Origin of the sequence: Commensalibacter intestini A911 (genome assembly GCF_000231445.1) — a bacterium.
In the GTDB taxonomy this organism is placed as follows: domain Bacteria; phylum Pseudomonadota; class Alphaproteobacteria; order Acetobacterales; family Acetobacteraceae; genus Commensalibacter; species Commensalibacter intestini.
In genome coordinates, this window is sequence record NZ_AGFR01000003.1 from 596,428 (window position 1) to 621,298 (window position 24,871).

Consider the following 24,871-nt stretch of genomic DNA (forward strand, 5'->3'; position numbering starts at 1 on the left):
TGCTCTTATTTATAATTATTGATGATATAGTTGATTGGGATCCATCAAAGGTTTGCTGACCTCGACGATTTCTCCGTTACGATATGCATGAAAGAAACAGTTGCGACGCCCTGTATGACAAGCTACGCCTTTTTGATCAACCAACAATAAAAGTGTATCGCCATCACAATCAAGGCGCATTTCAACCAAAGTTTGCACTTGTCCAGAGGTTTCTCCTTTACGCCATAATTTTTGGCGGCTGCGAGAAAAATAACAAACCTGATTGGTGGTTAATGTTTCATGAATAGATTCTTTATTCATCCATGCCATCATCAAGACTTCGCCTGTATCATGTTGTTGAGCAATAGCAGCAATTAAACCATCTTGGTTAAACTTCATCATAGAGATAAAGGAATTAATGGATGAATTCGTCATTATATGTAGACCTTTAAAGCGAGATAAAATAATATTCGTTAGATATGTTCTTTTGACCAGTATAAGGTTTATATGAAATCGTCGATAGTAAAAAATATTTTGTTTATCACGTCTACTCGTTTAGGGGACGCTGTGATTTCAACAGGAATATTAAACCATTTACTGCAAACTTATCCTACGGCTGAATTTACAATCGCTTGTGGTTCGGTAGCCTCTGGGATATTCGAAAGAATGCCTCGCTGTAAACAAGTATTGATTATGGAAAAGCAGCGTTATGATTTACATTGGTTTACGTTGTGGAAGCAGTGTGTTTTACAATCGTGGGATTTAATTGTTGATCTCAGAGGTTCTGCCATTAGTTACGTTTTGTGGGCAAAGAAAAGAGTTGTTATTCGTGGTGGCAGGATCAAAGAAAAGAGAGTAGAGTATTTAGCAAGAGCTTTCCATCTGCAACCAGCACCTTTACCTGTTATGTGGATAGATCAAGAAGATAGAGCCCTTGCAGAGTGTTATTTACCTAATAATACTTATATCGCATTGGCGCCGACGGCGAATTGGGCTGGCAAAGTGTGGGATGTAAATCGTTTTATTAAATTGGCTCATAGAATACAAACCTTGTTTCCTAACAGTCAGTTTGCAGTTTTTTATGGTCCAGGACAGCAAGAATATGAAATGGCGAGCCCTTTGTTAAATGCAGATTTGCCGATTATTGATGTGGGGGGTAATTTTACGCTTGCGCAAGTTGCGGCAATGTTTTCGCAATGTAAAGCTTTTGTGGGTAATGATTCTGGGTTAATGCACTTAGCTGCGGCTTGTGGAATCCCTGTATTGGGATTGTTTGGTCCCAGTCAAGTTTCAGAATATGCCCCAGCTGGAAAAAAAGCAACGGCAGTTGTTGCAGATGGAGAGAAAGGGAAGGCTTCTATGAATGCCTTATCTGTTGATAAAGTTTTTGTGGTTTTTAAAACTTTGTTTGAAGAGAGATAAGATTATTGCTATACGGATTTTTTGCCTGAGTTTGAATTGGAATAAATAAATGGATAAGTTACGTGTTGCTCATATCATGGCTGGAGCAGCAAATGGTGGGGCAGAATTATTTTATGAGCGTTTATGTATAGCGCAACATGAGCAAGGATTGAATATTTTATCAATTATTCGTCATAATCCAGATCGATTAGAATTATTAAAAAGTAAAGGGTTATTGCCAAAAGAGTTATCTTTTGGAGGGCGTATAGATTTTATTACAAAACGTAAAATGAAGAAAATGCTAAAAGACTTTTGTCCAAGAGTCGCTGTTGCATGGATGAGTAGGGCTGCAAATTTTATGCCTGTTGGTGATTGGGTATCAGTAGGACGTTTAGGTGGTTTTTACGATTTAAGATATTACAAAAATTGTGATCATTTAGTTGGCAATACGAAAGGTATTGTAAAGTGGTTGTTGGAACAAGGGTGGCCAGAACATCGTGCGCATTACGTTCCTAATTTTGCTAGAGACTTTCCTAATGTAATACCTCAACGTCCTCATTATATTCCTGAAAATGCGCCTTTTTTATTGGCTATGGGGCGTTTGCATACGAATAAAGGTTTTGATACGTTAATTAAGGCTATGCCTTATATAAAAGATGCACATCTTTTGATCGCAGGAGAAGGTGATCAACGAGATAGCTTACAATGCTTAGCTAACTCTTTAGGGGTTGCCGATCGCGTGCATATGCCTGGATGGGTGACAGATATCTCTCATATTTTATCAGAGTGCGATGTATTTGTATGCTCTTCACGACATGAGCCTTTAGGGAATATTGTTCTGGAGGCTTTTGCAGCAACTAAACCTGTGGCGGCCTTGGCTTCTCAAGGGCCATCAGAGTTGATTGATGATGGTGAGAATGGGTTATTATCTCCATTAGAAGATGAAAATTTATTAGCTCAATCCATACAAAAATTATTAGATCTTCCGGAATTTGCACAGAAAATCGCACAAGCAGGTCGTCAAAAATTTGAACAAGAATTTAGTAAAGAAACTGTATTACAACAGTGGTATAATTTTTTAAGTAAAGTCGAAAAAGCTTAATGTGTGGTGTGGCGGGTATTGCGCTTAAATCAGGGCAATTTATTTCTGAAGAGCAAAATAATCAATTAAAGCAAGCATTGGCGCATCGTGGCCCAGATGGCTCGGGAGAATGGCTTAATCAGCATGCCGTATTGGTTCATACTCGCCTTTCTATCATTGATATAGAAGGGGGGCAGCAGCCTTTTCTATATAAAGATCAATTGGCTGCGGTGGTGAATGGTGAGATTTATAATGATCTTGATCTTCGTCAAAATCTTCGTGATTACCCTTTTAAAACTGCCAGTGATTGTGAAGGGGTTCTCCCTTTATGGCAGCAGTTTCGTGAAAAATATCCTGAGAAACTACGTGGGATGTATGGGGTTGCGCTGGTTGATATTGATGAACATACGGTGGTATTAAGTCGAGATCCTTTTGGAATAAAGCCTTTATATTACGCTTGTGTTGATCAAGGTGTTGTTTTTGCTTCAGAAGCACAGGCATTGATAAAAGCAGGTTTTGTGAAACCTGTTATCCGACCGCAAGGATTAACAGCGCTTTTACAGTTACAATTTGTTCCTGGAAAAGAAACTATTTTTGAGAATATCCATCGTTTGCTTCCAGGTGAAACGTTGATGATTAAAGATGGAGTGATTGTTCAGAAAGATCGTCTTGAAGTTTTTAAAGAGCGTAAGAAACATATTTGTGATCCAGAGGTTGCTTTATCCGAATTGGATCAACTTCTAGAGGAAACAGTCCGTATTCATGAACGTTCAGATGTTCCTTTTGGGTTATTCTTATCTAGTGGTATAGATAGCTCTATCATTTTAAAAATGATGCAGCGCTTAGGGAAAGAAAAACGTGTTCGCGCTTGGACAGCGCGTTTTGAAACTGATAATCGTCAAGGATATGTTGCAGATGAAACGGATCAGGCCGCATTAATGGCAAAATCTGTTGGCGCAGAGCATCATATTTTTTCTATTACACAACAACAAGTATGGCAGAATTTGCCACAGATTGTTGCGTGTATGGATGATCCTGTTGCTGATTATGCGATTATTCCTACTTGGTTTTTGGCCAAGGAAGCCAGCCAATCTGTGACGGTAATTTTATCTGGTGAAGGGGGAGATGAGCTCTTTGCTGGATATGGTCGCTATCGTAAGGCCAGTCAACCTTGGTGGTGTGGTGGTAAGAAAATGTATCGTAAAGGTGTATTTGATCAAACGGATTACTTGCATACCTCACTATCCTCTTGGCGGGATAAAATAACTGCATATGAAAAAGAGAGCGATTTCTCTCAAATGACGCGCTTAACCAAAGCACAAAAGATTGATATTGAAACATGGCTTCCTAATGATCTGTTGATTAAATTAGATCGTTGTTTAATGGCGCATGGTATCGAGGGTAGAGTTCCGTTTCTTGATAAAAAAATTGCTGAGTTTGCGTTTGGTCTTTCAGATTCGTTAAAGGTTCAAAATCGACAAGGAAAGTGGATTTTACGTAAATGGTTAGAGCGATATTTCCCAGAATCTAATCCGTTTGCTTCTAAATTAGGGTTCAGTGTTCCTATTGGATTATGGATTGAACAACAAGCTGCGACATTGGCACCATTAGTTTCTAAACAAATAGGGATACAAGAAATCGCTTTTTCTGATAAAATAGTAAAATTATTTGAAAAAGCCTCTGGTCGAAAAGAGCGCTATATGGCATGGCATTTATTGTTTTATGCTTTATGGCATCAAATACATATTTTAGGGAAGTTTCCTGACGGTTCTGTAACAGATATTTTGGCGGATTAAGAAAGAAGTAAAAAGATGCATTATGATTTAATTCTTAAAAACGGCACTTGTATTTTTCCTTGGGGAGAAGAAAAGGTAAATATTGGTGTTAAAGATGGTCGTATTCTTTCTTTGACTGTTGGACAAAATGATGACGCAAAACAAGTCGTTGATGCGCAAGGACTACATGTTTTACCTGGCTTAATGGATTGCCATGTTCATTTTCGTGAACCTGGAAATGCCTTGGTTGAAACGATTGAAACAGGAACCAGAGCTGCAGCATTAGGTGGGTTAACGACTGTTTTTGATATGCCTAATACCAATCCAGCAATTGCTGACTTAGAGATGGTAGAATGGAAACAAAAACGTGCCAGTGAAACCAGTTGGATTAATTTTGGGTTCTATATTGGCGCGACCAGAGAAAATACAAAAGATCTTGCAAGCTTAGAATCTCAAAAAGGTGTTTGTGGGATCAAAGTGTATGCAGGTTCCTCAACAGGCTCTTTGATGGTTGAAGATGACGCAAGTCTTGGGCAAGTTATGTTACATGGGCATCGTCGTGTTTGTTATCATGCCGAAGATGAGTATCGTTTACAAGAACGCAAAAAGCTTTTTTGTGAAGGAATGCCTTATGAAAATCATCGCTTATGGCGTGATGAAGAATGTGCATTTTTAGGCACGCGTCGTATTATTGCGTTGGCTCGTAAAACAGGTCGTCCTGCTCATATCCTTCATACAACCACTCAAGAAGAGTTGGAGTGGTTGGTTGATCATAAAGATATTGCAACAGTCGAAGTGCTGGCTAATCATTTAACGCAAATTGCTCCAGAATGTTATGAACGTTTAAAGGGGTTCGCAGTGATGAACCCACCTATTCGGGATCAACGCCATTATGATGCATGTTGGGAAGCGATAAGAAATGGTGTTGTCGATGTCGTTTCATCTGATCATGCGCCACATGATCCAGAATTAAAAGCTAAGCCTTGGTTATGTTGTCCATCAGGCATGTTGGGGGTGCAAACAATTGTGCCGTTAATGTTAAATCATGTGAACGAAGGACGTTTATCTCTCAGTCGTTTGGCAGATGTGATGGCTGCTAATCCCGCACGTATTTATGGCATGCCAACAAAAGGGCGTATTCAGGTGGGATATGATGCAGATTTTACAGTGGTTGATATGCAAAAAAAACGTCGTATTACTAATGATTGGATAGCATCTCCTGCAGGTTGGACACCTTATGATCAAGTAGAAGTTAAAGGCTGGCCTATGGTAACGATTGTCAAAGGACGTATTGTTATGCAAAATGATGAAATGCAAGGAACACCAGAAGGCGAGTTGGTTAATTTTTTACCATAGAAAATTTGTTTAATTTGAGTTATTTATAAACGCTTATGTATCTTTTGAAGGTGATAAAATGAAAATTTTACTACAAGTAGGGATTGTTGGGTTGGGAATGGTTGTTGGTAGCGCTGCATTTGCGCAAGATTGGGCAGCAAGCTGTGGTCGTGAACCTAAAGCACCAACAGTAAATGTATCGAATGTAACGAATTATAATAGTAGTGTTGAGCATTTCACAGCTTATGATAAAGCAGCTCGCGCTTATTATAATTGTGTCGCGAAAATTTCTAGTGCTAAGCAAACAGCAATTAGTCAAAAAGCGAAGGCAGATATGGAGCCTTATCAGAAAGCAACAACCGAAATTCGTGCTCGTCTTGCATCGAATTTAACAAAAATGCAGACAGAGTTAAAAGCTGGTGGAAAAAAATTAGGGGCAAAACCTAAAAAATAGGCTATGTAGAAGTAGTGCTGTTTTGTTCTGTGAAGAAATAAGGTAGGCATGCTCGATAAGAAAAGGAGAATAGATAGGTGTCTGAAGACCTATTCAAAGAAATTGATACAGATTTGCGCGTAGAAAAAATGAAAAATACAGCGCGTCGGTATGTTGTGTTCGTTGTTGTATTAGTGGTTGTAGCGTTAGCTGCGCTTGGAATATGGCAATTTAAAAGTTGGCAACATCATAAAGCTGTTGAACAAGCCTCTTTTTCTTATTTTAATACGATGCAGCCTGTTATTGCAATGATTTCTGGGCAAACAATATCTGATGCTGCTAAAAACACAGCAATTGCACAGTTAAAAACACTTTCTGGGAATTCACCTCAAGCAGTGCGTGCTTTGGCTCAGCTAGAACAAGCTGGTTTGTTGGCAGGTCAAGGCAAGGTCAAAGAGGCTTCTGTGATTTGGGAAACATTATGTGGAGATCAAACCGCACCAGAAGCATTTCGTTCTTTGGCGGGTGTGTTATGGATTCAACATCATCTAGATACAGCAGTACCTGCTGATTTACGTAATCGTATTAGTAAACTTCTTGGGCAACAAACGCCTTGGTATGGATTACTAAAAGAATCTGAAGCATTATTAGATTTGCGTACAGGTAAATTAATCGAGGCACGTCAAATTTTTGGACAATTATCGATTGATACCAATACGTCTCCTGGTGTACGTCAACGTGCTAGTATGATGTTACAAATTATTGCTCATAACAAAACTGCAAATAAATAAGGTAACCCCCATGATAAAATCTTTTTCATTAGCTCATAAAGGTTTTTCTCGTCGTTCAGTATTAGTAGCGACAGGGAGTAGTATTGCATTGACAGCTTGTGGGCACTCCAGCAAAAAACCTGTTTTGGTTGGTCAGCGGTTAGATGTGTTTAGTTCTGGTGCCGGATTAATGGTAGATAAAGACGATCATACACCGATTACCATTCCTGCACCTGTTATTGATCAAAAATGGATGCAAGAAGGTCGGATTCCTAGTCATGCGTCTATTCATAGTGCAATCGGTGGTGTTAGAAAAGTTTGGGATTGTAGTATTGGAGCGGGAAATTCTGAACCAAGTCCGCTGGCATTTATTGCGTTAGGATCAAAGGGCAGAGGAATTATTAATACAACGCCTGTTGTTGATGATAATCGTTTTTATACAGTTGATGCTGTGGGTAAAGTTACTGCTTTTGATTGGAAATCAAGAAAGGTATTGTGGCGTTTAAATCCAAAGAAGAAAAATTCTAAATCCAGTAATTTGGGTGGTGGCATTGGACTAACAGATGATGCGTTATATATCGTGGATGGGGTTGCAGAAACTTTACGTGTTGATCGAGATACCGGTAAAGTGGTTTGGCGTGTTAATGTTGGAACCCCTGGTCGTTCAGCACCAACGATTGTTGAAAACAGAGTTTACTTTGGAACCATCGATGGTAGCTTGTTTTGTTTAGATACAAAGACAGGTAATCAATTATGGTCTTATCAAACAGGTAGCGTACAAACGAAATTGTTTGGACAGCCAGCACCAGCATATTTTGATGGAATTATTATTGCTGGATTTGGTACGGGTGATTTGGTTGCTCTACGTGCTGAAACTGGTGAACAAATTTGGACGGATACCCTTGGGCGTGGTGGGCGTGATTCAGATATAGATTTTTCTGCAATTAGTGCATTACCGGTAATTGTTGATGGTACTGTATATGCGATCAGTGTCGGTGGTGTATTGGTTGCTATTGATGTGCGTTCAGGGCGTAGGCTGTGGGAGCGTGAAGCTGCTGGTCAAAACGCAATGGTTGTGATTGGTGATTGGTTATTTGCGTTATCATTAGATGAGCAGTTGGCATGTTTGGATCGGGTTACAGGACGAGTGCGTTGGGTTACCCAATTGCGTCGCTTTAAAAATGCGGAAAAATCAAAAGATCCAATTGCATGGTATGGCCCTGTATTAGGGGGTGGACAGTTAATTTGTATTAGTGATTTCGGTGATAATGGTATAGTGACAATTGACCCGGCGACGGGAAAGGTGACTAAGATAGTGAAAACCGATATTACCCCAGCGCTTGCCCCTGTTATTGTTAATGAGAATTTGCTGGTTGTTGGACAAGATGGCAAATTGACTGCTTTTGGATAGGAATAAAATTCGTGGCATTATCCACTAAATCTTTGCCTGTTGTTGTGATTGCAGGACGTCCTAATGTTGGGAAGTCCACTTTATTTAATCGTTTGGCAGGCAGGCGATATGCAATTGTGAATGATCAACCTGGGGTTACGAGAGATCGTAAGTCGGTTGAGATTATACTAAGAGATCGTAGTGTTTCTTTAGTGGATACTGCTGGATGGGAAGAGGATGATCCTCAAACCGTTTTTGGTCGGATGCGTAAGTCCTCTGAAAGTGCTGTTGCTTCTGCTGATGTTGTTGTGTTTTGTGTTGATGCACGCTCTGGGATTACCCCAGTGGATGAACATTTTGCACAATGGTTAAGGAAGCAAGGAAAGCCAATCATATTGGCTGTGAATAAAGCAGAAGGTCATGCTGGTGATATTGCAGCATTGGAAATGTACAGCTTTGGATTGGGAGAGCCTTATCCTGTTTCAGCTGAACATGGTCAAGGTGTTGGTGATTTAATCGAAGCTGTATTAGATGCGTTACCTAATGAAGATGATGAGATCTTTGAAGATTTTGATGATGATAATGTTGATCGTCCATTAAAATTGGCAATTGTTGGTCGACCTAATGCTGGGAAGTCTACCTTGGTTAATCAGCTATTGGGTGAACAACGTGTGATCACAGGGCCAGAAGCTGGATTAACCAGAGATTCGATTTCTGTTTTTTTGCGCGATGAAGAAGGTGAAGTTGAATTAGTCGATACAGCTGGATTACGTCGTAAAGCGAGAATTGATGAGACATTAGAAAAAATGTCTGTTTCTGCTTCCCTTGAAGCATTGAAAATGGCTGAAGTTGTTGTTTTGGTGATTGACGCAGAGTTGGGTGTGCATGAACAAGATTTACAAATCGCCCGTTTAATTGAAAGAGAAGGACGCTGTTGTGTTCTGGCTTTGAATAAATGGGATATTTTAGAAGACAGAGAAGCTGTTCGTCAGAAAATCAAAGATCGTATTGAAATTTCTTTGACTCAAATGAATGGGATTGCTGTGGTTTCTTTCTCAGCTTTAACAGGTCGAGGTGTTCACAAATTATTGCCAGCTGTGCGTAGAGCTTATGCGATTTGGAATAAACGTGTACCAACAGGTGCTTTAAATCGTTGGTTTGAAGAGGCAATAACACGTCATAACCCCCCAATGGTTGAGGGGCGTCGTTTAAAAATTCGTTATATTACGCAAATTAAAGGTCGTCCACCGACTTTTGTGTTATTTGGTACAAGAACTTCAAAAATACCAATGGATTATCAACGTTATCTAGTTAACGGATTGCGTGCTACTTTTGATATGCCTGGTACACCGATACGATTACAGTTTAGGGACAGCAAAAATCCTTATGCGAATAACGGTAATGGTAAGGATAAAGATTAGTTAAAGACTTTGAAGCTGAATATTTAAAATATTCAGCTTTTTTTATATAATATGATGATGTTCGATATAAATACTGAGTGTTATAGAAGATATTAATAGTAATCCTAAAGCAGAAAACCCCATAAAATTCATTAAATAGATACAAAGTGCACCAGTTAAAGCTCCAATTACAAAGAATAGAATGATAAAAAATTGAATGATATATAAGATAATTTTATTAGAATATTCTGGATCGGTTTTTTCTAATGTTAAATAATTGTTAATTAATGTTGTTGTCATTCCTGTGACATAGCTGGAATGAATTCCTAGTTTGTATAGTTTGTTAATTGTACCATTTTGAATTCCCAAGGCAAAACTAAGTACAGTAAAAAAAAGAATATGACTGGTATCTGTATGAAATAGCAAATCAATCACGAAAATTAAGATAATTACGGACAGTTGGAAAATAAGTGCAATGGATGTTTTATAAGAAGGTTGGATTTTTTTTTCTATTCTAAACCACACGCCAAGTATGGTGCCACTGATAAATCCAATGACAGCACATATGCAATGGAATAGTAAGAAATAGTTCTGTTGTACTGTATAAACTGCACAAAGGACGAGGTTTCCTGTTAAATGTCCTGTAAAAATTCCTGATAGTAAGAAGGAGCTAGCATCGGCAAAGCCGCCGATAAAAGTAAATAGAAATATATAAATAGGTAATAAGGTTTTATGACGTAACATGAGGGATAATTAGTATTTAAAACAAAAATGTTTGTTGAAGGGGTCATGAAAATATACAGAATTTGTCATATTTTCGCCTAAAAGATTAGCAAAACTCTATTACAGAACACAATGATAAAATTTCTAACAAATTGAAACTGTGTTATTTAAAATAAGGATTTTAAATATGTTAAATAAAAAATTTCTAACGTCTTTAGTCGTTGCGAGTGGTTTAAGTTTTGGTGCTATGGGTGCTGCATTGGCTCAACCAGCAGGGGATGTACCTCCACCACCACCAGGTGAAATGCCACCACCTCCTCCACATTTCCCACATCACCCAGGTATGTTCGGCCCAGAAGTTGGTCCTATTGGAATGATTTTTCAAGGGGTGCAATTAACGAAAGATCAAAAGACTAAAATTCATGATATTTTAACTGCAGCTCGTAAAGAAGAAAAAACAAGCCGGGATAGTATGAAAGCTATTCATGATCAAATGGCAGATAAATTATTATCGCCAGGTAAAGTAACCGCTGAAACTTTGCAGCCAATCCTAGATAAACAAGATGCGCTTGAAAAAACAGTTAAAGCAAATCACATTAAAACCATCTTGGCTTTACGTGATGTGTTAACTCCGGAGCAATTAGCAAAAGCAAAAGTGCGTTATACAAAGATTAAATCGATCAAAGAGCAAATGAAAGAGTTGCGTGAAATGGACGCGCCAGCTGCAGGAGACGCGAGTTTAGCACCACCAGCGCCATAATTTCTGATACTGACAAATATTAAATAATTTTCTATGTTTTAAAAGCTTGCCATTATGTTGAATGGCAAGCTTTTATATTATTTAATACTTATAAAAGTACATAGTAAATGAAACATTATCAGCGCTTAAAGAATAGTTTTTGGATTATTGCTTGTATTGCTGTGGGATCTGGAAATGCCTTGGCGGAAGAAAGTAGTTCTTTCGAGGAAATACCAAAATCTTGTCAGAGTATTCCGCTCGAGCAATTGACGTTTGAATTACCATTTGTTGTTCAAAAATTAAGCTTTGTAGAGCAACAGAAAATTCGTGAGATATTGGATGGAGCACGTACGCAAGCATGTATCTTGCAGATGCAATATGATAGTTTGATACAACAAGTGATTGCGACGTTGTTTGAAAACGACTCTACTTCTGAGGAACAGTTAAAGCTTTTTACTGATCAGCTTGTTTCTTTGACGCAAAATAGAATAGATAATCGTATTGTAACTGTTTCATCGATTCAAAAAATTGTGTCGGTAAAAGAATGGCAAGCGCTGTTACTTGCTTATACACAGTCTATCATTGTTAAGAATGCGTTTGAAAAACAACAATCAGAGTTACAACGTTCTTATGATCTATTGATTGATGGGAATGCTCAAAGTGAACTCTCAACAACAGCGTTGATGCATCGGTCTGTTTGCGTTGAAATGCATCCAAAGATGAAAACAGTGGAACAGTTATTTTCTAAATTGTCATTGACGAATACACAAGAAGGGCAATTTAGAAAGTTGATGCGTCAGCAGGAAACGGATAATTGTGCAGCGAGGCAGGGTATTCGAAATCTTTCTGAACAATTATTAAAAATTCTGCCAATTTCCTCTGATGCAATCAAAGAAAAGCAATATCAGTTTTTATTTAAACAGCTGATTGTCAAAGAGTATTCATTAGAAAATGATCAAATACACACAATATCTTCTTTGTTTCAGCTTTTGACCGTTGAACAAAAAACGCAGTTGAGAGAGCAATATATGTTAATTAAAGGTGTGTTATAATTTCTTTTTTTTAATAATTGTTTCGATTTATGTTATGGTAGGGAGTAGTTTTTATTTGATAGATAGGATGTATAATGAAAAAATATGGAATTAGTATCTATGAAAAGAATAATACACCAGGATATAGATCAAGTGATACTATTGAAAAATGGTATGAAACAGAAGGTGAGCGCAACCAAGCTTATAATGCTTATACTTCAACAGGAGGTCGTTGGAAACATAAAATATTGGAAAACGATCTTATAGTAACAACCTATACAAAAATAGAAAGGGAATAGATAAAAGCTTTTAAACAGGGGATAATGATAATTGTATAGGTTTTGAAACAAAATGAGTTGTTTAGTTTTTTGTATAAAATGGCTGTGTATAATTAATTCTTGACATTCCCAATAAACTAATGTATTTCTTTTAACAAAGGTAAGAAACGTCACTTCGCGAAGGCTCGTGCAGTGACGCGTTATTTATTGCTTAAAACTGTAGGATGATTTAACGTGTTTGATCGTTTATCTGGAAAGCTTTCTGGCGTATTTGATGGGTTATCAAAACGCGGTTCTCTGTCTGTAGAAGATGTCAATGAAGCCATGCGCGAAATTCGCTTGGCAATGTTGGATGCAGACGTTGCTTTGCCAGTGGTCAAAGATTTTGTTAACAAAGTTCAAGAAAAATCTGTCGGTCAAGAAGTTCTACATAATATTTCCCCAGGTCAAGCCATTGCAAAGATTGTTAATGATGCTTTGGTTGAAGCACTCGGTGGTGCAGGGGCAGTTCCTTTAAACTTAAATGCAGTTCCACCTATTCCTTATCTGATGGTGGGGTTGCAAGGGTCTGGTAAAACAACTACTTCTGCAAAAATTGCGTATTATTTAAATCGTCGCGAACGTAAAAAAGTATTATTAGCGAGCTTAGATACATACCGTCCAGCTGCTCAGTTACAGTTGGAACAACTGGCTAATCAAGTCAAAGTCACCTCTTTACCTGTGATTGAAGGGCAAATGCCAGTTGAAATCGCTAAACGCGCAATGGAAGTTGCTCGTTTAGAAGGGTATGATGTTGTTATTTTGGATACTGCGGGTCGTCTATCTATCGATGAAGCATTGATGGAAGAAGTCCAAAATATTCGTGATGTTGCAAAACCAGCTGAAACCTTGTTAGTTGTTGATGCAATGACAGGGCAAGATGCTGTTCACACAGCCAAAAGTTTTAATGAAAAAGTCGGTATTACTGGCGTTGTAATGACCCGTATGGACGGTGATGCACGCGGTGGTGCGGCTCTATCAATGCGTGCGATTACTGGTGCACCGATTAAGCTGGTTGGTATGGGTGAAAAAGTCGATGCGTTACAGGAATTTTATCCTGAACGTGTTGCAAGCCGTATCTTAGGTCTTGGAGATATCGCAGGCTTGGTTGAAAAAGCTAGCGAAACCATTGATCAAGAAGAAAGTGAGCGTCTTGCGAAAAAGATGCTTAAGGGTAAATTTGATTTGGATGATTATTCAGCTCAAATTGCTCAAATTAATAAAATGGGTTCTATTTCAAATATCATGGATATGATGCCTGGTATGGGCAAAATGAAAGAGAAACTCGGTAACAAAGAGTTAGATACCTCTATCCTGAAACGTCATCAGGCGATTATTTCGTCAATGACAAAGGCAGAACGTAAGCAACCTGCGATTATCAAAGCATCGCGTAAAAAACGTATCGCCGCAGGATCGGGGTCAACAGTTCAAGAAGTTAACCGTCTATTAAAACAATATGATCAGATGGCTTCTATGATGAAGCGGTTTAATAAACTGGGTGTTAAAGGATTAATGCGCCAGGGCTTATCCGCTCTTTTACCAAAAGGAATGACGCCCCCACCTGGTGGCGGAATGATGCGTTAATTCTTTTTTAATTGTGGCTAGATATCTGGAGAGAAACAGTCAATGAGCCTTAAAATTCGTTTATCCCGTGCAGGGTCAAAGAAACGTCCTTATTATCACATCGTTATTGCTGATAGCCGTTCACCACGGGATGGCCGTTTCATTGAAAAAGTTGGGTCTTATAACCCAATGTTACCAGCAGACCATGCTGACAGAATTCGTTTGTTCGACGAACGTATTAAACACTGGTTATCACAAGGTGCACAAGCAACAGACCGCGTTGCACGCTTTTTAGGAAATGCTGGTTTAGCTCCTAAATTTGTATATCGTGAACAACCACAACAGTCAGCTCCAAAGAAAAAAGCACAAGATCGTGCTGCAGCTGCTGCTAAAAAGAGCGAAGAAGCTGCTGCTTAATCGTAAATTAGTTATCGCAAGAGAGTAACAATCTTTATGAAAACGCAGCTAGTTCATGTTGGGACAATAGGAAAACCTCACGGAGTCCGTGGTTTGGTTCACTTGCATCCTTGTATTGAAAATCCAAAAGATTTGGAAACATATGGTGAGCTGGTTGATGATCGTGGAGAGCGTTGGACGATAAGTTGGCAAAGTAGCAAGGCTGCAGCACTTTATGATAGTCAAAAAAAACGGATAGAGGATCGTAATACCGTTGAAAAATTGACTAATCGTAAATTGTTTGTTCCGAAAGACTTGTTGCCTGAACCAGAAGAAGATGAGTTTTATTTCAGTGATTTAATTGGATTGCAAGCGAAGATTAAGCATGAAGATCAATCTGAAGAAATCTTTGGAACGGTTCATATTGTGCATGATTACGGCGCAGGGGTTAGCTTGGAAATTAAACGGGATCAAGGCGAAAATGCTTTAATTCCTTTTACCAAGCTTTGTGTTCCTGAGATTGATGTTAAGTCGGGTTGGTTATTGGTTCGTCCTCCAAATGAGGTAGAAGTTCGTCCATCGAATGAAAAGGATCAATCATGACTTGGCAGGTTGATGTCTTAACGTTATTTCCAGAAATGTTCCCTGGTTTTCTTGGGTATTCCCTTGCAGGCCGAGCATTGGAAGATCAACGTTGGTCATTAAAAACGCATGCACTTCGTGAATTTGGTTTAGGACGGCATAAAGCCGTGGATGATACCCCTTTTGGTGGTGGGGCTGGTATGGTTATTCGTGCAGATATATTGGATGCTGCACTAGAGGCAACAAAGCCTCAGGATGATCGTCCGATAGTGTATCTGTCTCCCAAAGGGCGTTTATTACAACAAGCAGATGTGATGCGTTATGCGTCAGGTCAAGGTGCTTATTTCATTTGTGGTCGTTATGAAGGGGTCGATGAACGGATCTTTCAAAAACACACAATTGAAGAGGTTTCTATTGGGGATTATGTCCTTTCAGGTGGAGAGCCCGCAGCATTAATTTTAATGGATGCGTGTGTGCGTTTATTACCTGGAGTAATGGGATCTGATCAAAGTGGGGTTGAGGAAAGTTTTTCCGCAGGCTTACTGGAATATCCTCATTATACGAAACCTGCACAATGGGATGATTATGCTGTGCCTGAAATATTACTGTCTGGAAATCATGGTGCCATTGCTTCTTGGCGCAAAGAACAGGCGGAAATTGCAACAAAGCAACGTCGGCCAGATTTATGGGAAGTCTACCAAGGAAACCGTAAATAGGCATATCGCTAACGAATATTATTTTGTTACTTGGATTGTTTAAGAGATTGTAGATATTATCTTATTGTAAAAGGAATAGGATTAAATGAATACCATTCAAAAATACGAGGCAGAAGAAATCGCTCGTTTAACAGCAGAACGCCCAGTTCCTGAATTTTTTCCAGGTGACTCAGTTCGCGTTGATGTTCGCGTTGTTGAAGGCGAACGTAAACGTATTCAAGCTTATGAAGGTGTTGTAATTGCACGTTCAAACAAAGGCTTGAATAGCAATTTTACAGTTCGTAAAATTTCTAATGGTGAAGGTGTGGAACGTGTATTCCCTCTATATTCACCAACGATTGCTGCGATTACAGTGATCCGTCATGGTGATGTTCGCCGTGCAAAATTATATTACCTACGTAGCCGTAGCGGTAAATCTGCTCGTATTAAAGAACGTAGCCGTGATGTAAAAAAAGCTGCTGATACAGCTCAAAACTAATATTCTATTTATTAGTTTCAAATAAAAGACTATATAGGTATCTGGCAGTTTTTTAAGTAAGGCTGCCAGATATTTTATTTGAGAAACAAGATAAAGCAAAATAATAAGGAAAAAAAATGAAGGCGCGTACTTTATTTGATAAGTTGTGGGATGGTCATGTGGTTGAACAACTTCCAGATGGTACCGCAATTCTGTATATTGATCGTCATTTGATACATGAAGTCACCAGTCCGCAAGCTTTTGAAGGATTGCGTATGGCAGGTCGTAAAATTCATAATCCAGAAGCGATGATGGCTGTGATTGACCATAACGTGCCAACAACAGATCGTAGTCAGCCGATTGCTGAAGATGAAAGTCGTCAACAAATTGAAACTTTGGAACATAATGTCAAAGAATTTGGTGTTCCTTTTATTCCTTTGAAATCTGATAAACAAGGTATTATTCACGTAGTTGGACCAGAGGAAGGAATTACACTTCCTGGCATGACGATTGTTTGTGGTGATAGTCATACATCAACGCATGGTGCTTTTGGGGCATTGGCTTTTGGTATTGGGACTTCTGAAGTTGAACATGTGATGGCAACTCAGACCTTATTACAAAAACCTGCAAAAAATTTAAAAATTGAAATTGAAGGTACACTAAAGCCTGGTATGACTGCTAAAGATGTTGTTTTGGCAGTAATTGGTAAAATTGGTACAGCAGGTGGGACAGGTCATGTAATTGAATTTGCAGGCTCTGTTATTCGTAATTTAGATATGGCTGGCCGTATGACAGTTTGTAATATGGCGATTGAAGGTGGAGCGCGATCAGGACTAATTGCTCCAGATGAAGTAACCTTTGAATATATTAAAGGTCGCCCGAACGCACCACAAGGTGCTGATTTTGATGCGGCTGTCGAATATTGGAAGAGCCTCGCTTCTGATGAGGGGGCAGAGTATGATAAAGTTATTCATATTAATGTGGATGATTTAGAGCCCATGGTGACTTGGGGAACCAGCCCAGAAGATGTCTTACCAATTACAGGAAATATTCCTGATCCAGCGTTGTTAAAAGATGAATCTCAACGGTTACGTAAACAACGTATGTTGGATTATATGGACTTAAAAATTGGAACACCTATTGCAGGTACGAAAATTGATGCGGTTTTTATTGGCTCTTGTACCAATAGTCGTATTGAAGATTTACGTGCAGCAGCGCATGTTTTGAAAGGCAAGAAAATTGCTAATCATGTATGGGCATTGGTTGTTCCTGGCTCTGGCGTGATTAAAAAGCAAGCAGAAGCAGAAGGTTTGGATAAAATCTTTATTGATGCAGGATTTGAATGGCGTGAAGCAGGATGTTCAATGTGTTTGGCAATGAATCCTGATCGTTTGAAACCAGGTCAACGTTGTGCATCAACATCCAATCGTAACTTTGAAGGTCGTCAAGGGCCAGGAAGCAGAACACATCTTGTGTCTCCAGCAATGGCTGCGGCAGCTGCGATTAAAGGTGAATTAACAGACGTAAGGGAAATGATTTAAAATGGATAAATTTGATATTTTAACAGCGATTGCTGCACCTTTACCTGAGGAAAATATTGATACAGATAAAATTATTCCTGCACGTTTTTTAAAAACAACGAAAAGAAGTGGGCTAGGGAAGTCAGCTTTTTATTCATGGCGTTATGATGAAAATGGTAAAGAACGCGAAGACTTTGTATTAAACCGTGAGCCATATCGTCAAGCAGAGATTCTTGTAACTTATGAAAATTTTGGTTGTGGATCTTCCAGAGAACACGCACCTTGGGCGTTATTGGATTTCGGTATTCGTTGTGTGATTGCACCTTCTTTTGCTGATATTTTCTTTAATAACTCTTTCAAAAATGGCATTTTACCTATTCGTTTATCAAGAGAAGTTTGTGAACAATTGGTTGAAGATACTAAGATGGGTGCAAATGCAAAATTAACGATTAACTTGGAAAAACAAGAAATTATTCGTCCAAATGGTGAACGTATTTCTTTTGATGTTGATCCATTACGTCGTCAACTTTTGTTGGATGGAATGGATGATATTGCGCAAACCATGCAATATGTCAAATCAATTGATAATTTTGAAGAAAAACGCAAAAAAGATCAACCTTGGTATCCTAAGGTATCAGCAGATAAATTATCTTCTTAATGCAGCTTAGAATTATTTAAAATATTATGGCTTATTTATTTTGCAATAATGAGCCGTAGTATTTTGTTTAAATATAAGAATATATTATCATAACACAAAAATATGATTAGTTTTTTGTAAAAAGCGTGGTTACGGTGCGGTAATTTCTATTGCTTGATAAAATGGTTGTTATTAATGTTATATATAACGATTGTTTTATTTATTTTACTAATTTTTATAGAATTACTGGAATATTTTATAGCGCTGTTATAGTTTGTACTATTGCGTATTATAAAACAAAAGACAAATGGTGTTGGCGATGAAATTAATAGGAATGTTAGATTCTCCTTATGTTAGGAGGGTAGCAATTTCGTTAAAAGCAATGAATTTTTCATTTGAACATGAAGAGCTTTCTGTTTTCAATGATATTGAAAAAATGAAAGTTGTGAATCCATTAATGAAAGCACCATCCTTAATGACAGATGAGGGTATTTTATTAATCGATTCAACGTTAATTTTAGAATATTTAGATCGAAAATGCAATGAAAATTATTCTTTGCTTTCAAAAAATATGGAACAATTTACGAAGTCTCAATATCTGATTGGGATTGCATTAACTTTATGTGATAAAGCTGTGCAACTCTTCATGGAATATAATCGTCGCCCCCCTGAGAAATTTTATCAAGAATGGGTTGATCGTATTAATGAACAGTTACAAGCGGGCTTAAGCTTACTCGATCAACAGGTTATCATTAATGATGCTGGATATTTGATTGATAATCGGATCATGCAGGCAGATATTTCGATTGCGGTTATGTTGAAATATATAGAAAAGAAACTATCTAGTATTTATAACAATTATGTATCAAAAAAGTTGAAAGTATTTTCCTCTGCAATGGAAAGCACATCTCTTTTTTAAAGAATTAATGTTTTAAATCCTTTTACTTTTAAATCCTTTTACTTTTATAATGGATAATAGAGAATGACCAAAGAAAAAAAGATCTTAACATTAGCTGGTGACGGTATTGGCCCAGAAGTGATGGAACAAGCATTGCAAGTATTGAACTGGGTGCAAGAAAATTCAAACTTATCTTTTATAGTTGAAAAAGACTTGGTTGGTGGGGCTTCTATTGATGCGAATGGTGTGCCTTTAACAAGTGAAGTGATTGCTAAAGCAAAAGCTGCGGATGCAGTGTTGTTTGGTTCTGTAGGTGGCCCTAAATGGGATAAAGTTGGTTTTGATAAACGTCCAGAGCTTGGTATTATTGGCCTTCGGAAAGAATTAGGATTATTTGCAAATTTACGTTCTGCGATTGTGTTTGATGCGTTGATTGGTGCAAGCACTGTAAAATCTGAAGTAATTCAAGGCTTGGATTTGATGATTGTGCGTGAAAGCACAGGAGGCGTTTATTTTGGGGAGCCTCGTGGAATTGAAACCTTAGCGGATGGTACGCGCAAGGGCGTTAATACAGAAGTGTATACTTCTGTTGAGATTGAGCGTATTGCAAGAGTTGCTTTTGAACTTGCTCGTCAACGTAAAGGGCAAGTTTGTTCTGTTGAAAAATGTAATGTAATGGAAAGTGGCCTTTTATGGAAAGAAGTTGTCACTGAACTTCACAAAAAAGAATATTCAGATGTTAAGCTTTCTCATATGTTAGCTGATAACTGTGCAATGCAATTGGTTCGAAATCCAAAGCAATTTGATATTATTTTAACTGGTAACTTATTTGGCGATATTTTATCAGATTTGGCTGCAATGCTTACAGGTAGTTTAGGGATGTTGCCATCTGCAACACTTGGTGCACGTCAAGATAATGGTGTTATCCCAGCTTTATATGAACCAATTCACGGTAGTGCGCCTGATATTGCAGGGCAGGGTAAAGCAAACCCATTAGCCCAGATTTTATCATTAGCAATGATGTTGCGTTATTCTTTTGATCAGCAGGCAATTTCAGAAAAAGTTATCAAAGCTTGTGAAGCCGTTCTTAATCAAGGTTTCCGTACTCCAGATATTATGAGTGAAGGAATGAAATTGGTTGGCACAGAAGAGATGGGTCAAGCTGTTTTGATAAAGTTAAAAGAAAATATTTAATAGAAAGAGATCTAGGAATGAAAGTAGCTGTTTGTTTAACTGTAAAAGATGAGGCTATTGAACTTGTTTACTGGATAGCATGGTATACAGCTTTAGGTTTTGATAGTTTTATTATCTATAATGATAATTCATCAGATGAAACAGAAAATGTTATTTTATCGTTGCAAAATATAGTTGATATTCGTTATATGCGAAATGCACCTAATTATGACAGATCTGTTATTCGTCAATTACGTGCATATAATGATGCTATTGAGAAATATGGTAAAGAGTTCGATATGCTATAGTTAGTGGTAATTGTGTAACTAGTGATGGAGAGTTGGTTAAATGGGATCAGGGGCCACATGGTGGGCTTACAAAAGATTCTCCCTCATGGAAAGGAGGAAGATTATTCCATTATCAATCAAGATCCTTAGAGCATTACGTAAAACGACATGTTAATATGGAGCCAATACGTTCTCGTTCTTCAGATCCATTACATAATGTTACTAGTAGTCCAGAATATAATGTAATGGAAACTAAGTTCGATCCAAATTATATTCAAAACTATTATGAAGTATTGCGTGAATTAGTTTTAGCTCAAATATATTTTATTTTAGAAAAAACTACTTCTGTACCTAGTGTCTTAATTGATTTATTAAAATATACTAACTCTTCTACTCAAGTAGATATATTTGACCCGGTATATACACCTCAAAGCCATGAAGTTGCACATAATTGGATATCTTTTTGTAAAAAAAGAGGTGGGTTATTTAAAGATGTAGGAGGAGAGGATATCTTCTTTTTTCATATTACCGATTTTTTTGATAAAAAATTAGGGGTTAAAGGACAAAAATTAGCTGTTGGCAGTGACTTAGATGCAGATATTATCGCTGTTTATATAAAAGGAAGCTCTCATTTACATTTATTTTCCTCTTCAAATGATTATTTTCATGTAAAAGGTGATGTACGTGTTTTAAAGGCTTATACTTATGCTGTATGGAAGAATCACGGAAAACGTTTTTCATTGTCTCACTCTCGTAAAAATCGTTTTTTAGGTTTTACACCATCAGGAGAACAGACTTTTGATAGATTAAGGGCCTGTAATTGGGAGAGTTTTAATTATCACTTGATATCTCCTGAAAATGTTCCTGATCATATTGTAGAGGCGGCAAACTTCTTATCTATAGTTAAAAATGTACAGATAATGAGGGAGTATCGTTTGTTAAATGGTAATAAACATATGGGGCTATATTTAAACGTTATTAATGCATTACCTCAGAATGAATTGGATGCGATAGATTATATTTCAGGTAATATTATTAACGAGCATTTATATTAAATTGATATAAAATTCGTTATCATATAACAAAACGCTTCATTAAAAATAATGAAGCGTTCAAAACATCACCAACTTACAAAAAATTTAGTTAGAAGAATATGAAAATAAAATTATTTTCGTATGAAGTCTTTTAAAGAAAAAACTAGAAGCCTTCGCGTTCTACGCGTTTACGTTCCATTTTACGAGCACGTCTTACAGCTTCAGCAGATTCGCGCGCACGGCGTTCTGATGGTTTTTCGTAATGACGACGTAATTTCATTTCGCGGAAGATACCTTCGCGTTGCATTTTTTTCTTTAAAGCTTTTAAAGCTTGATCAACATTATTATCTCTAACAAGAACTTGCACTTGGCTGTCATCTCCTGTGTGTTAAGTGAAAATTTATGAATTTACATTCATTATATATCATATAACTATTATATTATAATAATATTCATAGTTAGACAAAATTATATACGCTATTTCGCTCAAAAAAGAAATAGATTATTCTTGGTTTAAGTATGTTTTTAATTTTATATTAAAGAGATTTTTCATTGCATCGTCCTTTTCCTTATGATCTTCCGATTTCAAAACCTGGTGAAGAACTCTTATTCTTGCGTGAGGAAAAAATTCGTTTCATGCAAGATATGTTATTTTTTATTGATTGTGAGCTACACAATGCAACAAAACCAATTCTGCAAGAATATGGGATAGGGCACGCGCATCATCGTTTAATGCAGTTTATTTGTCATTGCCCAGGGGCGAGTGTCAGTGAAATTTGTAAATTATTGGGGATTACCAAACAAAGTTTGAATAGAGTTTTGCGCGAAGCTTTAGAATTAGAGTATGTTGAATATCGTTTCCATCCAGAGGATCGTCGTAAAAAAAGTCTATTTTTGACCCCAAAAGGGGCTGCTATAGAAGACGAGCTCTTTAAGTTGCAAAGGAAACAATTCTTTCGTGCTTTTCGTGAAGCACCGAATAATACATATATTGAAGGATTCCAGCGTATTCTTTATGGTATGTTAAGTTCAGAATCTAAACAATTGCTAGAGTTACATTCGAATCAAAAAATAGATAAGGAAAGAACATGATGAATGAGAGTAATAATAAAAACGAAGACTCTGATATCTTACATGTTTTAGTAATTGATGATGATCCGCGTTTGCGCCGTTTATTACAACGATATCTTAGTGAAAATGGTTTCCGAATCAGCGGTGCTGCATCTGCAAAAGAGGCTAGAGAAGTGTTGGAGTTTATGCAGCCAGATGCCATTGTTTTAGATGTGACAATGCCTGGTGAGGATGGGTTGCAGTTAACGCACGCCTTGCGTGAAGAAGGAAAAGACGTTCCGATTATTCTATTAACAGCCAGAGGGGAGCCAGAAGATCGTATTGCAGGGTTGGAGGCTGGAGCTGATGATTATTTAGGTAAACCTTTTGAACCAAAAGAACTACTCTTACGTTTACGTTCTCGACTGCGTCGCTTTAGTCAACCTGCGGTGACGGATAATATACGTGCGATTAAATTAGGGGATATGGAATTTGACCCCATTCGTAATTTATTAATTCATAACAATGATATCATTCATTTAACAGGTGGAGAGATAGCATTGTTACGTGTATTGGCTAATCGTCCGAATGAGATTCTTTCGCGCGAAGAAATCGTGCAAGAGATTGGGATGGAAGAAATTGGCGAGCGTGCTGTTGATGTTCAGGTAACACGTCTACGGCGAAGAATCGAAGATGATCCAAAACAGCCTCGTTTTTTACATACTGTGAGAGGTAAAGGATACGTTTTGAAACCTAGTTATTCATAAAAAAGAAAGATTGTATTGTGCCTGATTTTTTTCATTCTCGTCGTCGACGTGTTACACGGGAGCATAAGATTGCAGTAGATCGTAAGGTACGTAGATTCTTGCCGCGTTCATTGTTGGCACGTTCTTTATTGATGATTTCAATTCCTTTATTAATTACACAAGCAATTTCACTTGAGTTATTTTATGGAACTTTCTTGAATACTGTTTCACGTCGGTTAACGGATGCAGTCAGTGGTGAAGTTAGTTTTGTTGTGCAGCAATATTCGAATGCATCATCAGAGCAATATAAAACCTTTTTATTGGATAATGCTCAACAAAATTTGCAGTTAAATGTAAAGTGGCTTGCTAATCAAAAATTGAAAGTGGACATAAATCGTAATGCAATGGTTTTAGGTCCTGTTGATGAGCTCTTGGATAGAGGATTAGATGATCGTTTAGACGTCCCTTTTGCAACAGATTGGCGTAGTTATACTGATCAAGTGGTTGTTTCCGTTCAGTTAAAATATGGTATTTTAGAATTTTTAGTTCCTAAAAAGAAACTGACAGCCGGTTCTGTGTGGTTGTTTGTAGTATGGATTGTAGGGAGTGCTTTACTTTTATTTTTAATTACAGCAGTTTTTGCTTGGGTGCAATTTAGGGCTATTCGGCGTTTATCTAAGGCAGTTGAAAAGTTTGGTAAAGGAAGAGATCCAGGGCTATTAAACCCTGTAGGTTCCAAAGAGCTACGAAATGCAGCAATAGCCTTCAATGTAATGAGAGAACGTATTTTGCGTTTTATTAAGCAACGAACTGTTATTCTTGCTAGTGTTTCTCATGATTTACGTACACCTTTGACACGTTTGAGATTAAGTTTAGCAATGCTTCCCCAAAAGGGAGTGATAAATGCTGAAGATCAAGTGGCAGATATTACAGAAATGATTGCTGATACCGAAGAAATGGAACAGATGATTTCTGGGTATCTTTCTTTTGCTCGAGGAGAGGGAACAGAAGAGCCAAAAATGACAGATATGGTGCAGTTAACTGAGGATGTTGTCGCTGCTGCGTATCGATTAGGCACTGTTTTTATATCTGCTAATATTCCAGCTTCATTACCAGATATGATGATTAGATCGCATAGTATTCGACGTGTTTTGGGGAATATTCTTGAAAATGCTAGACGTCATGGAGGGCAAGTTAATATCGAAGTAAAGGATCAAGATAGAGGTATTTTATACATTATTGACGATAATGGTGCAGGGATTCCCGAGGAAAAAAGAGAAAGCGTGTTTATTCCTTTTGAGACAGGGAATAGTCAAAAAGGAACGGGTCTTGGACTGGCAATTGCAAAAAATATTGTCCAAGCCCATGGTGGAGATATCGAATTAAAAAACAGCCCACTAGGTGGGCTGCGTGTTTTAATCTTTATACCCAAATAATC

Annotated in this window: 28 protein-coding genes; 25 read left to right on the forward strand and 3 right to left on the reverse strand. The window is 37.7% G+C overall.

Annotation, left to right across the window (positions count from 1 at the left end; translation table 11 throughout):
• Window positions 1-15: 15 nt before the first annotated feature.
• Window positions 16-414: a phosphoribosyl-AMP cyclohydrolase gene (gene hisI, locus CIN_RS03060; RefSeq protein WP_040363729.1), complete on the reverse strand. Its 399-nt coding sequence runs from the start codon at window positions 412-414 to the stop codon at window positions 16-18.
• Window positions 415-486: 72 nt separating this feature from the next.
• Here hisI and CIN_RS03065 point away from each other — a divergent pair, with 72 nt between their 5' ends.
• From CIN_RS03065 to der, 8 genes are all read left to right on the forward strand, one after another.
• Window positions 487-1,401, forward strand: coding sequence for a glycosyltransferase family 9 protein (locus tag CIN_RS03065; RefSeq protein ID WP_040363730.1), 915 nt, complete (start codon window positions 487-489; stop codon window positions 1,399-1,401).
• A gap of 49 nt (window positions 1,402-1,450) precedes the next feature.
• Window positions 1,451-2,482, forward strand: coding sequence for a glycosyltransferase (locus CIN_RS03070; protein WP_008853596.1), 1,032 nt, complete (start codon window positions 1,451-1,453; stop codon window positions 2,480-2,482).
• Window positions 2,482-4,257, forward strand: a complete 1,776-nt coding sequence (gene asnB / locus CIN_RS03075; RefSeq protein WP_008853597.1) for an asparagine synthase (glutamine-hydrolyzing) — start codon at window positions 2,482-2,484, stop codon at window positions 4,255-4,257. Before CIN_RS03070 ends, asnB begins: the two co-directional genes overlap by 1 nt.
• 15 nt (window positions 4,258-4,272) lie before the next feature.
• Window positions 4,273-5,592 (forward strand): dihydroorotase, encoded by a 1,320-nt coding sequence (locus CIN_RS03080; RefSeq protein WP_008853598.1) that lies wholly within the window; start codon window positions 4,273-4,275, stop codon window positions 5,590-5,592.
• A 58-nt stretch (window positions 5,593-5,650) separates the two neighbouring features.
• Entirely contained in the window at window positions 5,651-6,025 is a 375-nt protein-coding gene (locus tag CIN_RS03085) for a hypothetical protein (protein ID WP_008853599.1), read from the forward strand.
• 77 nt (window positions 6,026-6,102) lie between these two features.
• On the forward strand, window positions 6,103-6,795 hold the full coding sequence (locus CIN_RS03090; RefSeq protein WP_008853600.1) for a hypothetical protein: 693 nt from the start codon (window positions 6,103-6,105) through the stop codon (window positions 6,793-6,795).
• Window positions 6,796-6,805: 10 nt separating this feature from the next.
• Window positions 6,806-8,185: an outer membrane protein assembly factor BamB family protein gene (locus CIN_RS03095; protein ID WP_008853601.1), complete on the forward strand. Its 1,380-nt coding sequence runs from the start codon at window positions 6,806-6,808 to the stop codon at window positions 8,183-8,185.
• A gap of 11 nt (window positions 8,186-8,196) precedes the next feature.
• On the forward strand, window positions 8,197-9,585 hold the full coding sequence (der, locus tag CIN_RS03100) for a ribosome biogenesis GTPase Der (protein ID WP_008853602.1): 1,389 nt from the start codon (window positions 8,197-8,199) through the stop codon (window positions 9,583-9,585).
• A gap of 42 nt (window positions 9,586-9,627) precedes the next feature.
• Here der and CIN_RS03105 read toward each other — a convergent pair whose 3' ends face one another.
• Entirely contained in the window at window positions 9,628-10,308 is a 681-nt protein-coding gene (locus CIN_RS03105; protein WP_008853603.1) for a YoaK family protein, read from the reverse strand.
• Between the two features lie 166 nt (window positions 10,309-10,474).
• Here CIN_RS03105 and CIN_RS03110 point away from each other — a divergent pair, with 166 nt between their 5' ends.
• From CIN_RS03110 to CIN_RS03175, 14 genes are all read left to right on the forward strand, one after another.
• The gene (locus CIN_RS03110) at window positions 10,475-11,047 is read left to right on the forward strand and encodes a Spy/CpxP family protein refolding chaperone (RefSeq protein WP_008853604.1); all 573 of its coding nucleotides are present in this window, start codon (window positions 10,475-10,477) and stop codon (window positions 11,045-11,047) included.
• A 107-nt stretch (window positions 11,048-11,154) separates the two neighbouring features.
• Window positions 11,155-12,078 (forward strand): Spy/CpxP family protein refolding chaperone, encoded by a 924-nt coding sequence (locus CIN_RS03115; protein ID WP_008853605.1) that lies wholly within the window; start codon window positions 11,155-11,157, stop codon window positions 12,076-12,078.
• 74 nt (window positions 12,079-12,152) lie between these two features.
• Window positions 12,153-12,356 carry a hypothetical protein gene (locus tag CIN_RS03120; protein ID WP_008853606.1) on the forward strand — a complete coding sequence of 68 codons (204 nt, stop codon included), beginning with the start codon at window positions 12,153-12,155 and terminating at the stop codon, window positions 12,354-12,356.
• Between the two features lie 213 nt (window positions 12,357-12,569).
• A complete protein-coding gene (gene ffh / locus CIN_RS03125) occupies window positions 12,570-13,958 on the forward strand; it encodes a signal recognition particle protein (protein ID WP_008853607.1) in 1,389 nt (462 codons plus the stop codon).
• A 42-nt stretch (window positions 13,959-14,000) separates the two neighbouring features.
• Complete coding sequence (gene rpsP / locus CIN_RS03130) at window positions 14,001-14,354, forward strand: 30S ribosomal protein S16 (RefSeq protein ID WP_008853608.1); 354 nt, start codon at window positions 14,001-14,003, stop codon at window positions 14,352-14,354.
• 36 nt (window positions 14,355-14,390) lie between these two features.
• Window positions 14,391-14,936, forward strand: coding sequence for a ribosome maturation factor RimM (gene rimM / locus CIN_RS03135; protein ID WP_008853609.1), 546 nt, complete (start codon window positions 14,391-14,393; stop codon window positions 14,934-14,936).
• Entirely contained in the window at window positions 14,933-15,631 is a 699-nt protein-coding gene (gene trmD / locus CIN_RS03140; RefSeq protein ID WP_008853610.1) for a tRNA (guanosine(37)-N1)-methyltransferase TrmD, read from the forward strand. Before rimM ends, trmD begins: the two co-directional genes overlap by 4 nt.
• A gap of 85 nt (window positions 15,632-15,716) precedes the next feature.
• Complete coding sequence (gene rplS, locus CIN_RS03145) at window positions 15,717-16,109, forward strand: 50S ribosomal protein L19 (protein WP_008853611.1); 393 nt, start codon at window positions 15,717-15,719, stop codon at window positions 16,107-16,109.
• A 116-nt stretch (window positions 16,110-16,225) separates the two neighbouring features.
• On the forward strand, window positions 16,226-17,629 hold the full coding sequence (gene leuC, locus CIN_RS03150; protein WP_008853612.1) for a 3-isopropylmalate dehydratase large subunit: 1,404 nt from the start codon (window positions 16,226-16,228) through the stop codon (window positions 17,627-17,629).
• 1 nt (window position 17,630) lies between these two features.
• Window positions 17,631-18,266 (forward strand): 3-isopropylmalate dehydratase small subunit, encoded by a 636-nt coding sequence (gene leuD / locus CIN_RS03155; protein ID WP_008853613.1) that lies wholly within the window; start codon window positions 17,631-17,633, stop codon window positions 18,264-18,266.
• 298 nt (window positions 18,267-18,564) lie between these two features.
• Window positions 18,565-19,164, forward strand: coding sequence for a glutathione S-transferase family protein (locus CIN_RS03160; protein WP_050798323.1), 600 nt, complete (start codon window positions 18,565-18,567; stop codon window positions 19,162-19,164).
• 63 nt (window positions 19,165-19,227) lie between these two features.
• Window positions 19,228-20,337 carry a 3-isopropylmalate dehydrogenase gene (leuB, locus tag CIN_RS03165; protein WP_008853615.1) on the forward strand — a complete coding sequence of 370 codons (1,110 nt, stop codon included), beginning with the start codon at window positions 19,228-19,230 and terminating at the stop codon, window positions 20,335-20,337.
• Between the two features lie 17 nt (window positions 20,338-20,354).
• On the forward strand, window positions 20,355-20,624 hold the full coding sequence (locus CIN_RS03170) for a glycosyltransferase family 2 protein (RefSeq protein ID WP_008853616.1): 270 nt from the start codon (window positions 20,355-20,357) through the stop codon (window positions 20,622-20,624).
• Window positions 20,625-20,656: 32 nt separating this feature from the next.
• Window positions 20,657-21,658, forward strand: a complete 1,002-nt coding sequence (locus CIN_RS03175) for a hypothetical protein (RefSeq protein ID WP_008853617.1) — start codon at window positions 20,657-20,659, stop codon at window positions 21,656-21,658.
• Between the two features lie 142 nt (window positions 21,659-21,800).
• On the opposite strand, the gene rpsU is transcribed toward CIN_RS03175, so the two are convergent.
• On the reverse strand, window positions 21,801-22,004 hold the full coding sequence (gene rpsU, locus CIN_RS03180; protein ID WP_008853618.1) for a 30S ribosomal protein S21: 204 nt from the start codon (window positions 22,002-22,004) through the stop codon (window positions 21,801-21,803).
• Window positions 22,005-22,189: 185 nt separating this feature from the next.
• Here rpsU and CIN_RS03185 point away from each other — a divergent pair, with 185 nt between their 5' ends.
• From CIN_RS03185 to CIN_RS03195, 3 genes are read left to right on the forward strand one after another with little or no spacing between them, the layout of a single operon-like run.
• Window positions 22,190-22,729 carry a MarR family winged helix-turn-helix transcriptional regulator gene (locus CIN_RS03185; RefSeq protein ID WP_008853619.1) on the forward strand — a complete coding sequence of 180 codons (540 nt, stop codon included), beginning with the start codon at window positions 22,190-22,192 and terminating at the stop codon, window positions 22,727-22,729.
• A complete protein-coding gene (locus CIN_RS03190) occupies window positions 22,726-23,454 on the forward strand; it encodes a response regulator (RefSeq protein ID WP_008853620.1) in 729 nt (242 codons plus the stop codon). The genes CIN_RS03185 and CIN_RS03190 overlap by 4 nt, the downstream gene beginning before the upstream one ends.
• Before the next feature lie 17 nt (window positions 23,455-23,471).
• The gene (locus CIN_RS03195) at window positions 23,472-24,869 is read left to right on the forward strand and encodes an ATP-binding protein (RefSeq protein WP_008853621.1); all 1,398 of its coding nucleotides are present in this window, start codon (window positions 23,472-23,474) and stop codon (window positions 24,867-24,869) included.
• The last annotated feature ends 2 nt before the right edge of the window (window positions 24,870-24,871 follow it).

What these genes read in the sequence shown, in the direction of transcription:
- CIN_RS03085 (WP_008853599.1), top strand. Translation starts at nt 5,651, where the DNA reads ATGAAAATTTTACTACAAGTAGGGATTGTTGGGTTGGGAATGGTTGTT.
- leuC (WP_008853612.1), top strand. Translation starts at nt 16,226, where the DNA reads ATGAAGGCGCGTACTTTATTTGATAAGTTGTGGGATGGTCATGTGGTT.
- leuB (WP_008853615.1), top strand. Translation starts at nt 19,228, where the DNA reads ATGACCAAAGAAAAAAAGATCTTAACATTAGCTGGTGACGGTATTGGC.
- CIN_RS03115 (WP_008853605.1), top strand. Translation starts at nt 11,155, where the DNA reads ATGAAACATTATCAGCGCTTAAAGAATAGTTTTTGGATTATTGCTTGT.
- rimM (WP_008853609.1), top strand. Translation starts at nt 14,391, where the DNA reads ATGAAAACGCAGCTAGTTCATGTTGGGACAATAGGAAAACCTCACGGA.
- CIN_RS03080 (WP_008853598.1), top strand. Translation starts at nt 4,273, where the DNA reads ATGCATTATGATTTAATTCTTAAAAACGGCACTTGTATTTTTCCTTGG.
- leuD (WP_008853613.1), top strand. Translation starts at nt 17,631, where the DNA reads ATGGATAAATTTGATATTTTAACAGCGATTGCTGCACCTTTACCTGAG.
- rpsP (WP_008853608.1), top strand. Translation starts at nt 14,001, where the DNA reads ATGAGCCTTAAAATTCGTTTATCCCGTGCAGGGTCAAAGAAACGTCCT.
- trmD (WP_008853610.1), top strand. Translation starts at nt 14,933, where the DNA reads ATGACTTGGCAGGTTGATGTCTTAACGTTATTTCCAGAAATGTTCCCT.
- CIN_RS03110 (WP_008853604.1), top strand. Translation starts at nt 10,475, where the DNA reads ATGTTAAATAAAAAATTTCTAACGTCTTTAGTCGTTGCGAGTGGTTTA.
- CIN_RS03120 (WP_008853606.1), top strand. Translation starts at nt 12,153, where the DNA reads ATGAAAAAATATGGAATTAGTATCTATGAAAAGAATAATACACCAGGA.
- CIN_RS03070 (WP_008853596.1), top strand. Translation starts at nt 1,451, where the DNA reads ATGGATAAGTTACGTGTTGCTCATATCATGGCTGGAGCAGCAAATGGT.
- rplS (WP_008853611.1), top strand. Translation starts at nt 15,717, where the DNA reads ATGAATACCATTCAAAAATACGAGGCAGAAGAAATCGCTCGTTTAACA.
- CIN_RS03190 (WP_008853620.1), top strand. Translation starts at nt 22,726, where the DNA reads ATGATGAATGAGAGTAATAATAAAAACGAAGACTCTGATATCTTACAT.
- CIN_RS03065 (WP_040363730.1), top strand. Translation starts at nt 487, where the DNA reads ATGAAATCGTCGATAGTAAAAAATATTTTGTTTATCACGTCTACTCGT.
- CIN_RS03095 (WP_008853601.1), top strand. Translation starts at nt 6,806, where the DNA reads ATGATAAAATCTTTTTCATTAGCTCATAAAGGTTTTTCTCGTCGTTCA.
- CIN_RS03105 (WP_008853603.1), bottom strand. Translation starts at nt 10,308, where the DNA reads ATGTTACGTCATAAAACCTTATTACCTATTTATATATTTCTATTTACT.
- CIN_RS03160 (WP_050798323.1), top strand. Translation starts at nt 18,565, where the DNA reads ATGAAATTAATAGGAATGTTAGATTCTCCTTATGTTAGGAGGGTAGCA.
- CIN_RS03170 (WP_008853616.1), top strand. Translation starts at nt 20,355, where the DNA reads ATGAAAGTAGCTGTTTGTTTAACTGTAAAAGATGAGGCTATTGAACTT.
- hisI (WP_040363729.1), bottom strand. Translation starts at nt 414, where the DNA reads ATGACGAATTCATCCATTAATTCCTTTATCTCTATGATGAAGTTTAAC.
- asnB (WP_008853597.1), top strand. Translation starts at nt 2,482, where the DNA reads ATGTGTGGTGTGGCGGGTATTGCGCTTAAATCAGGGCAATTTATTTCT.